Below are 11,772 nucleotides of genomic sequence, written 5' to 3' on the forward strand. Positions count from 1 at the left end.
ATTTTCCATCTAAAATCGAACAATTAAAATGGAACGACTTTGGTCTCCGTGGCGCTCAAAATACATTGCAACGTTTTCTGAAAAAAAAGAAAACAAGAAAGAATCGTGCGCAATGTGTGAAGCATATAAAGCGAACGACGATGATGAACGTCTTATCGCTTGGAGAGAACAACATTGTTTCGTCTTGATGAATTTGTTTCCGTATAACAGCGGGCATTTATTGATTGTACCATATAAACATACCGCAACAATCAGTAATCTCGATGAGAATGAGAGGAAGGAAATAATGCAATTGATATGCAACCTTTCCGAAGTACTGCGTTCCGTGATGCATGCTGAAGGATTAAATATCGGATGTAATGTTGGTCGTATTGCAGGTGCAGGAATTGAAAGCCATATTCATTTTCATATTGTTCCCCGATGGAACGGCGACACAAATTTTCTTCCGGTTTTTGCCGACACAAAAGTTATTTCAGAAGAAATGCATGGTACGATGGTGAAGTTACGGAGAGCATTTGGAGTGTGACGTAATATTCATTTCATAAAATTGGATGATACGCTAAACTCGAACCCACCCACGTTTTATTTTTGTTAAAATTTACTCCCATCATTTTTCCTTTGCTCATTCGAACAAGATTGTTCACGAGCAATGGTAGTTCTTTCCATACGAACATCATTCGTATTTCTGCTTTTGCACATCCGTCTGGAGTTTCTACGAGTTGTGCGTAGTCTATTTTTTTTTGTAAAATAAAATTTTGTTTATCAGGAATTCCGTCAAGAAGTTCTTTGGTAACATCAATTTCGACTCCAGCGCCTGCAAATGAATATAACGGCTTCAAAACGTACTGATGTAAATTTACCGGATACGTATGAAGGTCGTTCAAAAAAAACGAAGCAGGAGCGTACGCACTTTTGATGAACGGAAGAGAAAATTTGCTGATTCGGAAAAACCAATTCGGATGTCCAATCCATTCAACATCGAGTTCGTCGGTAAACTGGAAATTCAGTGAAAGGTTTTTTCGTTGAAGTTCGTCAAAGATAACGCGGTTGTAAATTTTTTCGATGAGAATTTCTTTTCCGTTTTCTTTGTAAAAAAGTTTTTTCCCTCGTTTGAAAATTTTCGTGATACATTTGCTTTTCACTCCCAGCATTGATTCTGTACACGCAAAATCAATGCGGGTTTTTTGACGTTCGGGTTCTATTTCGAGGAGAATAACATTTTCGGGAGAAGCGTTTCCGATAATAATTTCCTTGAGTAATTGAATATACGATGAGCCGTTGAAACCATTGAAATACGGTTCAAAATTATTCGGAACGAAAAAATGATTTCGTGTTACGGTATCAAGCAGCACCTGAAAACAATATAATGATGGAAAACCCTGCAGTTCTATGAGTTGCGGAATGAATGTTCCGTTTCCATCTTGAGAAATTGCAAAATCAATTTGCAGAAATGTTGGATGTTCCGTTTCATTCGGAACGACAAGATTTTTCGGAATTGCTTTTTTTGAATGTTCAAGATATTCGTTGGAAAATATGAACGAGATAATTTCGTTTGCTGCGAATACAAGTTGTCGTGTCAACGTTTCGGAAAGAAACAGCGGTGTTTCACACGAGCGAAAATCGGTGGGATATTTTTCCTTCGTGTTGAGTTCGTGCAGAAAAGCGTTATATGCTTGTTCGGTAAATTCTTCGTTGTATTTTTTTCTAAGTTCAGGAATCATCAATGCTTCAGTGAGAGATGAATAAAAGGAAATTGTTCTTCTTTACTCAAATAAGAAACGTGCCGTTTTTCATTACTTGTTCGCTATCCATCCAAATATCAAAACTGCGTCCAACGCAGTCAATATGCGTAGTAGAAACCCAAGTTGCGCCGGTGTGGTCGCCGTACGGATTTCCGAAAGCGATATGTACGCCGGGAATTTTTTCATCTTGTAAAATTTGACCGCTGATTTCTTGAACGGCGATATTTGTTCCGATAGCAAATTCGCCGACTCGGTTACTGTTTTCATCTGTTGAGACATATTCGGAAAATTCATCCAGGAGTTTTTTGTTTGTGCAACGCAAATTTTTAATTATGCTATTTTCAATATCAATGAAGAGCGGCGTTTCTTTTATGTCGCCAAAACGTGGACAAAGATAATCGCCAACGACGCCGTCAACAACAAATAATCCGTTCACCGTTGCAGGAGTAGTCAGAATTTCGCCGCCGGGTAAATTTCCCCATTTTTCTGTTGTAATAATACCGCTTGTTTTCAACCATTTGAGCGAAGGAGAAAATTCTGCAATAATATTTGTACCTCCTTTTGAACGGGCGCGAATCATTTTTGCTTTTCGCGCTTTTTCAACAAGGATAGTGCTGATTGCATCAACATTGTGAAAATCTGCACGCATTCCTTCACACATAATTTTTTTGGTAATATTTACCATGTGTGCGTGTCGAATTTTATATTTGTTCACAACGTTTGTCATTTGAATGCGCGAGCCGAGTTCTCCCGATTGTGCTACACACGCAAAGATACTCACGTGCGATTTTGCAAGGTCGTCAAGAATAATTTGCGGCATATCATTGAGAGGACGTTGCGCATAATTTTCCAGAACAAACAGAGAAAATTCTGAGCCAACGTTGATGATTTCGTGCACTAACGAAGCGGCAATTTCAAAACATTCGTTGTCGGTGATGATTGTAACTCGCTCATTGCGTTGTAAGCGCAAACAAGTACCGATGGCATTATGTGCGCCGAGTGAAAGTTCGGAATCAAAAATATTATCTTGCGGCGTATTTGTATTGTTGTATTGCGGCATAAATTATTGTAAACCAATGTGTGTTTCTGAAATAATATAATCAACAACTTTTTTGACATCTTGTGTTTTGTTCCACACATCAAGTTGTCTATCGGCGCCGGTTCCCATTGCGGCGATGTTCATGAGGTAATTCACATCGTTGCGGCAATCAAGTTCGTCAACCACATCGTCAACAAATTCAATCAGTTCCATCATCAATAATTTTGCATCCACTTCTTCTTGCTTTCCCAAATCAATAAGTTTTCCTTGGATACCATATCGAGCGGCGCGCCATTTATTTTCATTGAGTAAAATTCTTCGGTATAAACGAAAACCGAGATTTGCTTTGATGAGTTTGTATAATTTTGCTGTGATTGCCTGAGCAGTTGCCGCAAGAGCAATAGTTTCATCAACGCGCATTGGTAAATCGAAGACGCGATATTCAATGGTATCAAAAAACGGATGAATGCGCACATCCCACCAAATTTTTTTAGGATTGTCAATACAGTTCAATTTGATGAGCCAACTGATATAATTATCGTATTCCGAAAGACTCACAAAATGGTCGGGAATTCCTGTACGCGGAAATCGTTCGAAAATTTTTGTGCGATACGATTTAAATCCTGTATTTCTTCCGAGCCAAAAAGGAGAGTTCGTAGAAAATGCGAGAAGGTGCGGAAGAAAATAACGCGCGGCATTCATAATGTTAATGGCAATTTCGCGATTTGGAAGCCCAACGTGAACATGAAGTCCGAAAATTAAATTTGCGCGCGCGACATCCTGCATATCATCTACAATAGTTTTGTAACGCGGATGTTCAGTAATTTTTTGTTTTGACCAATGAGAAAAAGGATGTGTTCCTGCCGCCGCTATGCGTAATCCGCTTTCTTTTGCAAGTTGTGCAAGTGTACTTCGAAGTTGAATTACTTCTTTGCGAGCGGCTGTAATGTTTTCGCAAATGTTTGTTCCAACTTCAACGACGGATTGATGCATTTCCGGTTTTACTTGTTCCAAAAGCACACGTTTTCCTTGTTCGAGAATTTGATTGATGTGGGAACGCAATTCTCGCGTTTCCGGATCAACGATTTGAAATTCTTCTTCTATTCCGAGTGTGAATAATTTTTTTTCTGACATAGTTTTATCAATAATAGAATTTTTATTATCTCATTACCACAAGTTTCTTCATACTTACCAAATCTACTTGCGCAGACTTTCAACAACGCATCGGTAACGCCAACGTCGTCGGCAGTAAGTGCAATTGTTGCAGAGTCGAGTGTGGTTATTGTGAGTGTTTTGGATGAATCGTATCTCGTGTTTCCCCGCAATCGGTATGCTTTGTAGGTATAGGTGCGTCCGCGGAAAAGTGTTGTATCGAGGAGGAGCGTATCTTGTGCAACGAGCGTATCGGTAATAAAGTGTACGCCATTTTTAAAGAGAGAAAAACTTCTCGGCGGTTTTGTCTCTGTAAAATGTAATCGCAATACTATTCTTGTAATACCAATACTTTCAGTAGATATGCTTACCGTCGGTATATACTCCGGCATAGGAGGAATTTCTCTGCATTTCAATAAAAGCAAAAGAATAATCACTCCAGTATAGACAATTCGGAGAAACACCAAAAATATTTTTTTTGGAATATTCATTCTGTGATACAATACATATCACTTCTTTTTGTTTTTTACCGGTTTTTTCGTTGTAGTTGTTTTCACTGATGTCGAATACGTTTTCACAAATTCTCCCCACGAAAGATTATTTTTTCCTTCGATATGCTCTTTTGCTTTTCTTATACACATATTCGCAACTGCTTCAACAATCCACGCAAAATTTTCTTTGCCAACGGAATGAACATCGGCATCGGGAGCAGGATTGCAAAAATCTATTGCGTACGGTATACCATCGCGAACCGCAAATTCAACAGTATTGAGATCGTATCCGAGCCAGTGATTCAATTGTACAACATACTGTTCTATCAATTCGAGTAATTTTTTTTCTATGGGTTTTGGATTGCGAACATAGCGAAGATGATGCGGTTCTTTTGGCGCATACTGCATAATATGAACATCGCGTTGGTCAACACAGTAGCAACGGAAATAATCCGTAAAATCAATTTCTTCCTGCAACATCATTACGAGTTGTCCAGTTTGATTATATGCTTCAAAAAATTCTTCACTGGATTTTACATTGTACACGTGCTTCCATCCGCCGCCTGCAAACGGTTTGAAGAATGCGGGAAATCCAACATAGTTGAACATCGCTTCCCAATCGAGCGGAAATGCAAGGTTGCGAAATGATTGTTCCGTTGTATCTTGCGGATGATGATGTGAAGGAAGTATCACTGTTTTCGGAACGGGGACAGCGATTTTTGTTGCAAGACAGTTATTGAAAAATTTATCATCGGCGCTCCACCAAAATGGATTGTTGATAACGGCAGTTCCGCACATCGCCGCATTTTTTAAGTACGCGCGATAGAAAGGAACATCTTGTGAAATTCTGTCTACAATGACTGCGTATTCTGTTGTATCACCTTGGAATACTTTATCAATGCGAACAAATTCAGCAACGATGCCTTTTTCATTTTTTGAATTGATTCGTTCAACCAATGCCGGGGGAAATGTATTTTCTTGTCCAAAGAGAATTCCAATTTTTTTCATACTGAGTAATTGAGGTAAGTGAATAAATTAATTAAATATGTAATAATAAAAACCTTATTGTCGTTCGCAAATTTGTGAAACATATTGTTCAAACATTATTTTCCACCAATGCCAATCGTGCCCGAATCCTTGTCGGTCATCGAGCCAGTGTGGGACGTTGAGTGTGTCTAAGATGGCAGAAAGTTGTGCATTATCGTTACGACAAATATCTGTTTCACCGGTTCCTAAAATAATGTTCATCTCGCGGAATTTGTTTAAATACCATTCGTCCCGTAAGTTTGGAAGATAATCTGGTGGACTGTTGTAATAACAATTATCATCGTAATAATTTCCGATAAATTGTTTAATGTTAAACGCTCCTCCGAGACTAAACATATATCCGATATGCGCAGGATGTCGGAATGCAATATTTGCAGCATGAAATCCTCCAAAACTACACCCACTAACTCCTACTTTTGAAAATCCGGTTTCTTGAATTGTCGGGAAAATTACTTCGTTTAATATCAGTTGTTCATACGCAACGTGGTTTTGAACTTTCTCAAACGGATGAATTTCATTGTTGTACCAACTGGTTGCATCATAACTATCGGGAGTGTAAATTTGGACTTGTCCATTTTCGACATAGCGTTTCACGCATTCAATCAAACCGAAATCTCGGTATTGAAAGTAACTTCCTTTGGAGGTTGGAAATATTATTATCGGAAATCCAGATTCTCCGAACACAAGCATATCGAAATTTTTTCCGATAGAGTTTGAGAACCATTGACGATGTTCTTCTTTCATCGAGACAGGAGCAAAGATTGTGAATACATAAAAAAGTTTTGCAAAATTTTGTTTGCTAATATAGAAATTCTTTCATAGCAAGAAAAGTACAGCGACGCTCAGGGAAAAACATTAACCAATCAAAACAAATATTTCTTCGGAAGAATTATCACTATTCCCGCTGCTAAAATTCCTCCTAACGTATCTGCAAGAAAATCGTACAACTCCGGCGAACGTCCAGGCACAAACATTTGGTGAATTTCATCCGATGCGCCGTACAGCATTACATAGAGAACAGCGAAAAGCAATGCGTACTTTTTTAACGTCGTATTCCATTCTTGAAATAAAAATGCTCTCGCAGATAACATTCCTAAAACAAAGAATACCCCGAAGTGCAAAAGTTTGTCAAAACTAAAAAATTGAAATGGAAATTTTATTCCCGGAATTGATGACATTGTAAAGATAAACAACGACCACACTATTGCCGGCAACTGATATCGCGCAAACGAAGGAAATTTTTTTTGTGATAGTTCGTTCACCATTCTACGTTCTGTCAACAATATGCATCGCCGATGAAAGCGAATCGCTGATATCCATTGCCATTATTGAACGCTTACCGAATTTCTCTTCTGCAATATCACCCGCAAGTCCGTGCAAATATGCGCTAATGATTGCAGAGCGTTGAAGTTTTTCTTCAAAGGAAATATTTTCCGATTTCATTTGTGCAAGTATTCCTGCAACCGTTCCCGTCAAAACATCGCCGCTTCCTGCTGTTGCCATTCCGGGATTTCCTGTGGAATTGAGAAAAACTTTTCCATTCGGTGCTGCAATCACAGTCGGATTTCCTTTCAATACTACAATTGCATTCAATTTCTTTGATGAACTTCTCGCAATTTCAACACGATGCGTTTCAATTTCTTCTGATGAAATTCCAAGCATACGAGAAAGTTCCCCGCTATGAGGAGTGAATATGCAATTCGTAATTTGTAATTCGTAATTCGTAATTGCAGAAAGCGCATCTGCATCAATCACCATCGGCTTTGTGCACGATGAAATTATTTCGGCAACAAGCGATTGTGTTTCTTTGTTTTGGGAAATTCCGGGACCGATAGCAACAACATCGCACCATTCAATTCGCTCAAGAATTTTTTCTTTTGCAGAAAGTGAAATTGTTCCTTCGCTTGTTTCATCGAGTGGTTCAAGCATTACTTCCGTAAGTTTTTTTACCAGCAACGGATAGAGTGATTTCACCGTTCCGAGAATTACTGCTCCTGCGCCTACTCTCATTGCGCTTGTTGCAGTCATAAACGCTGCCCCGGGAAATTGTTGCGAACCTGCAAGCACAAACACTTTTCCGACAGAATATTTATTTGCGTTTAGTTTTCGTTTCGGAAGAAAATCTTCAACATCATTTTTTTCAACAAGAAAAGTATAGCGTTTTTCTTTGAGGAATTTTTTCGGAATGGAAATATCTGCGACTTCAATTTTTCCAGAACATTCTTTGCCATCGTTCACAAGCAAACCGATTTTTTTTGCCGCCATTGTTACCGTGAGTTGTGCTTTCACGGCAACATTCGTTTTCATTCCGTTATCAGAATTTATTCCCGAAGGAATATCGAGAGCAACAATTGGCTTTTTACTTTCATTCATCCACTCGATAATTTCCGAATACGGTTTTCGCACTTCACAGGAAAATCCGGTTCCGAATAATGCATCAATAATGAAATCGCAACGCGGACAATTTTTTGAGAATGCTCTTTGTATTTCTCTGAAAGAAAAGAGCGAAGTGTTTTTTGTTTTCTTCTGAAGTTGAAGAACAATATCGAGATTGGTTTTTGCATCACCTTTGACATCGGATTTTTTTCCAACAAGGAGAATGTGAACATATCCTCCGCGATTGAATAAATGCCGCGCAACAACAAACCCATCGCCGCCGTTGTTTCCTTTTCCGCAAACGATGAGAAATGATTTTTCCGCAACACTTCCAAAATGTTTTTCCATTGAATCAACAACGCTTCGTCCTGCATTTTCCATCAACAATAATGAAGGAAGAGAATACTCTTCTCCTGCTTGTTTATCGCAGGAACGCATTTCGTCAGTTGAGAGAAGTATTTCCATTGTTTGATGTGGGATTTGCAGTTTGTGATTATGGGATATGCGTGTTAGAAATTCATTGAAGTAGTTCTCTCACATCACAAATCGCAAGTCGCATATCTCCAATCTTCTCGCTACCAACTTTTTGTAATCAAATTTGTCAGCAATGAAGGAAACATTCCGAAAATAATAACACCGATTGCGGCGAGAGAAATTGCGGCAAAAGAAATGCGCGAGGCGGAAACAATAAGTTCCGTTTCACTATTTTTGAAATACATCAGCACGACAATGCGCAAATAATAATATGCGGCTATTGCACTTGTAAGAACTCCGATAATTGCAAGCCACGTGAATCCACCGCTCACTGCGGCGGCAAACACATAATATTTTCCGAAGAAACCTGCGAATGGAGGAATACCGGAAAGCGAGAACATAAAAATCGCGAACATTGCCGCAAGCGCCGGTTGTTTTTGCGAAAAGCCCGCGTAATCATTGAGTGAAAGATTTGTTTCCTCAATTTGTTCAACGAGGGAAATTACTCCGAACGCGCCAAGATTCATCAATGTGTATGCGGCGAGATAAAATAAAATTCCCTGCACGCCGTATTGTGTTCCCGATGCAAGTCCCGCAAGCATATATCCTGCGTGGGCAATACTGCTGTACGCTAACATTCGTTTGATGTTCGTTTGAGAAATTGCAACAACATTTCCGAGAATCATCGAAGCGGCAGAAATAATTGCAAGCGCAAGAGAAAGTTTTTCGTGTGAAAAATTTTGCGATGTATGTCCGACGATGTTTGCAAATGCGAGGAGAAATCCTGAGAACGCTGCAGTTTTTCCCGTTGTTGCCATAAATGCAGTAACCGAAGTTGGCGCGCCTTCGTACACATCCGGCGCCCACATATGAAACGGAACAGCCGCTACTTTAAAAGCAAAACCGATAAGCAACAATCCGATACCGAGCCAAAATAACATAGAAGTTTGTAATGAATCGAGTTCGGAAATAATCATAGCGATGTTTGTTGTTCCCGATGAACCGTACAGTAATGCAATTCCGTAGAGAAGAAATCCTGTTGCAAATGCGCCAAGCAAAAAATATTTCAATGCAGATTCATTCGATGTCGTACGTTTGCGCAGAAATCCCGCAAGAACATAAAAACACACCGACATCAATTCTATTCCGATAAACATCATCATTAAATCGCCAGCGGAAGTGAGAAACATCATTCCTAATACTGCTGAAAGCAACAACGCATAATATTCTCCGAAGTGAATTTCTAATTTTTCCAAATACGAACGTGATAGTAATATCGTGAGAATAGTTCCGCAGAGTAAAACAAGTGTGCAGAATCGCGTGAAGCCATCTACAAGTACCATTCCATTGAAAACCGTTTGTTGCAGGGTTTGATTGAATGTAACAAAAAACGCTGCAAGTGTTCCAACAAGCGATACCCAAAAACTGATACGAGCGTTTTCTTTATACAGTGCATCAACGAGAATAATGAGAAGTGTAACGAGAGCAATGACAATCATCGGCAGAACGCCAACGAGATTTGCTGTAATATTCATAAAGTTGTTTTGACGAAAAAAATTATGGACAAAAATACAGAAATAGTAAAGTAAAATCAATGGAAGTGAAAGAAATAACGGATGGAGTTTCACGAGTGTTGTTCCTGTACCTATGGCTCGGAGAGCGTACAATCTGCACGAAATTTTTTTTGGAAGATTAAATCTGATTTGAGAGATGGAGTCCACCTTGTTTATTGAAAACTGTGAACTCATTAAAGTTTCTCGGCAATGACAAATAAAGGTGGACTCCATCTTGACACAATTTGATGCAAACAACATTTTGCTTTGCTCATAAAGATTTGTATTTTCTCCCCAACAATTTTTCAACAAACTTATGCAACAACTTTTAACAGTAGATATAGCACTCGATACATTATCCCAACTTTCGCTTGACGACCAAATTATGGTTTCGGAAATACTTGCGAAACGAGCCATAGAACAACGACGAAACGAATTAGCAGAATCCATACGCATTAGCAGAGAAGAATATGCTCAAGGAAAAACGGGAAGCGGCTCTGTTGATGATTTTCTTGCAAGCATGAAAGACTAATGCCAACGCTTCATTGGTCATCGCGGTATCAATCTGCGTTTCGGAAACGGACAAAACAAAACCCGAAACTCTACGACAAGATTGCTGACATTATGAGAAGATTAGAGCAAGACCCGTTTGCCGGGACACTCAAAACTCACAAACTGCACGGAAGATTTGAAGGTTCGTGGGCTTGTTCTGTCGAGTATGATTTAAGAATCGTTTTTGAGTTTAAGAAAAACCCGGATACACAACAAGACGATATTCTCCTTGTTGATATTGGCACGCACGATGAAGTATATTGACAAACAAATAATTGATGGAGAGTAAAACAATGAAGGCACATTACAACAACAACAAAAGTATAACACACAAAACCTCACATAAGGGACACGAACCTGTGAGATTTTTGCTTTTAGAGAGATGGAGTCCACCTTGTTTATAGAAAACTGTGAACTCATTAACGTTTCTCGGCAATGGCATGTAAAGGTGGACTCCATCTTTACAACAAGTTTTTTAATTAACAACGTAGGACAAGTTTCAAACTTGTCCTACAAACCAAACACTATTTTTTTACTCGGAGAAAAAACTCTGGAAAACAAACATTATTTTGTGTTGCCTTTGAACTTTAGTATTTTCATCCCAACAAATTTATTCAGAGAACGTTATGAACACGATTACGATACCCAAAAAATTTATACAGAACGATGAGTTAGTTATTCTTCCCCGAAAAAAATATGAGGAGTTTATCGCATTAGAAAAATACGCTCAACAATTACGAAGAGAAGAAGCAGATACCGACAAAGCGATTGAAGTGTATAAAAAAGAAAAACGGCTGGGAAAACTACAAACAATTTCTTCTCTTGAGGAATTAGAATGAAATGGTTATCCGTGTTTCGTCTCAATTTAAGAAAGCGTATCGAGCGTTGCCTTCAATGATAAAAGCGAAAGCAAAAGAACGCGAGAGTATCTTCCGCAACAATCCGTTTGACCCACAACTCGAAACGCATAAACTGCACGGGAAGTATAAAGAGTACTGGGCGTTCAGCGTTACGGGACACTACAGAATAATGTTCCGTTTTAATGATAATGAAACGGTGGATTTTATGAACATTGGAACGCATGATATTTATAAATAACAACCTCGCTCGGTAAAATATATCCGTGAGGTTTATTGCTTTAGAGAGATGGGGTCCACCTTGTTTATGGAAAACGGTGAACTCATTAACGTTTCTCGGCAATGACAAGTAAAGGTGGACTCCATCTTTACAACAAATTTTTTGAACACTATTTATTCACAGAACCAATAAGGAATTAATTATGCATTCATACTATTCATACACACTATCTCTACTTTTCTTCCTTCTTCCTTCATCCTTCTTACTTG

Annotated in this window: 13 protein-coding genes; 4 read left to right on the forward strand and 9 right to left on the reverse strand. The window is 38.8% G+C overall.

Annotated elements, in window-relative coordinates:
- Positions 1 to 28: 28 nt before the first annotated feature.
- Complete coding sequence (locus tag FJ218_01215) at positions 29 to 526, forward strand: HIT domain-containing protein (protein MBM4165537.1); 498 nt, start codon at positions 29 to 31, stop codon at positions 524 to 526.
- Positions 527 to 539: 13 nt separating this feature from the next.
- Here the strand turns inward: FJ218_01215 and FJ218_01220 are convergent, their stop codons facing one another.
- The 9 genes from FJ218_01220 to FJ218_01260 form a co-directional block, all read right to left on the reverse strand.
- Complete coding sequence (locus FJ218_01220) at positions 540 to 1,721, reverse strand: hypothetical protein (protein MBM4165538.1); 1,182 nt, start codon at positions 1,719 to 1,721, stop codon at positions 540 to 542.
- Between the two features lie 46 nt (positions 1,722 to 1,767).
- Positions 1,768 to 2,802: an aminopeptidase gene (locus tag FJ218_01225; GenBank protein ID MBM4165539.1), complete on the reverse strand. Its 1,035-nt coding sequence runs from the start codon at positions 2,800 to 2,802 to the stop codon at positions 1,768 to 1,770.
- Positions 2,803 to 2,805: 3 nt separating this feature from the next.
- Positions 2,806 to 3,915, reverse strand: coding sequence for a carboxylate-amine ligase (locus FJ218_01230; GenBank protein MBM4165540.1), 1,110 nt, complete (start codon positions 3,913 to 3,915; stop codon positions 2,806 to 2,808).
- On the reverse strand, positions 3,882 to 4,424 hold the full coding sequence (locus FJ218_01235; GenBank protein ID MBM4165541.1) for a hypothetical protein: 543 nt from the start codon (positions 4,422 to 4,424) through the stop codon (positions 3,882 to 3,884). The genes FJ218_01230 and FJ218_01235 overlap by 34 nt, the downstream gene beginning before the upstream one ends.
- An 18-nt stretch (positions 4,425 to 4,442) precedes the next feature.
- Positions 4,443 to 5,432 carry a hypothetical protein gene (locus FJ218_01240; protein ID MBM4165542.1) on the reverse strand — a complete coding sequence of 330 codons (990 nt, stop codon included), beginning with the start codon at positions 5,430 to 5,432 and terminating at the stop codon, positions 4,443 to 4,445.
- Positions 5,433 to 5,486: 54 nt separating this feature from the next.
- On the reverse strand, positions 5,487 to 6,161 hold the full coding sequence (locus FJ218_01245) for an esterase (GenBank protein ID MBM4165543.1): 675 nt from the start codon (positions 6,159 to 6,161) through the stop codon (positions 5,487 to 5,489).
- Positions 6,162 to 6,334: 173 nt separating this feature from the next.
- Positions 6,335 to 6,736: a VanZ family protein gene (locus FJ218_01250; GenBank protein MBM4165544.1), complete on the reverse strand. Its 402-nt coding sequence runs from the start codon at positions 6,734 to 6,736 to the stop codon at positions 6,335 to 6,337.
- 1 nt (position 6,737) lies between these two features.
- Entirely contained in the window at positions 6,738 to 8,312 is a 1,575-nt protein-coding gene (locus FJ218_01255; protein ID MBM4165545.1) for an NAD(P)H-hydrate dehydratase, read from the reverse strand.
- Between the two features lie 110 nt (positions 8,313 to 8,422).
- The gene (locus FJ218_01260; protein MBM4165546.1) at positions 8,423 to 10,330 is read right to left on the reverse strand and encodes an NADH-quinone oxidoreductase subunit N; all 1,908 of its coding nucleotides are present in this window, start codon (positions 10,328 to 10,330) and stop codon (positions 8,423 to 8,425) included.
- Positions 10,331 to 10,405: 75 nt separating this feature from the next.
- Between FJ218_01260 and FJ218_01265 the strand changes: the two genes are divergently transcribed.
- The 3 genes from FJ218_01265 (at position 10,406) to FJ218_01275 (ending at position 11,524) form a co-directional block, all read left to right on the forward strand.
- Positions 10,406 to 10,690 carry a type II toxin-antitoxin system mRNA interferase toxin, RelE/StbE family gene (locus FJ218_01265; GenBank protein ID MBM4165547.1) on the forward strand — a complete coding sequence of 95 codons (285 nt, stop codon included), beginning with the start codon at positions 10,406 to 10,408 and terminating at the stop codon, positions 10,688 to 10,690.
- Positions 10,691 to 11,052: 362 nt separating this feature from the next.
- The gene (locus FJ218_01270; protein MBM4165548.1) at positions 11,053 to 11,265 is read left to right on the forward strand and encodes a hypothetical protein; all 213 of its coding nucleotides are present in this window, start codon (positions 11,053 to 11,055) and stop codon (positions 11,263 to 11,265) included.
- A gap of 1 nt (position 11,266) precedes the next feature.
- Positions 11,267 to 11,524 carry a type II toxin-antitoxin system mRNA interferase toxin, RelE/StbE family gene (locus FJ218_01275; GenBank protein MBM4165549.1) on the forward strand — a complete coding sequence of 86 codons (258 nt, stop codon included), beginning with the start codon at positions 11,267 to 11,269 and terminating at the stop codon, positions 11,522 to 11,524.
- The last annotated feature ends 248 nt before the right edge of the window (positions 11,525 to 11,772 follow it).

Source organism: Ignavibacteria bacterium (assembly GCA_016873775.1).
Taxonomy (GTDB): domain Bacteria; phylum Bacteroidota; class Ignavibacteria; order UBA10030; family F1-140-MAGs086; genus JAGXRH01.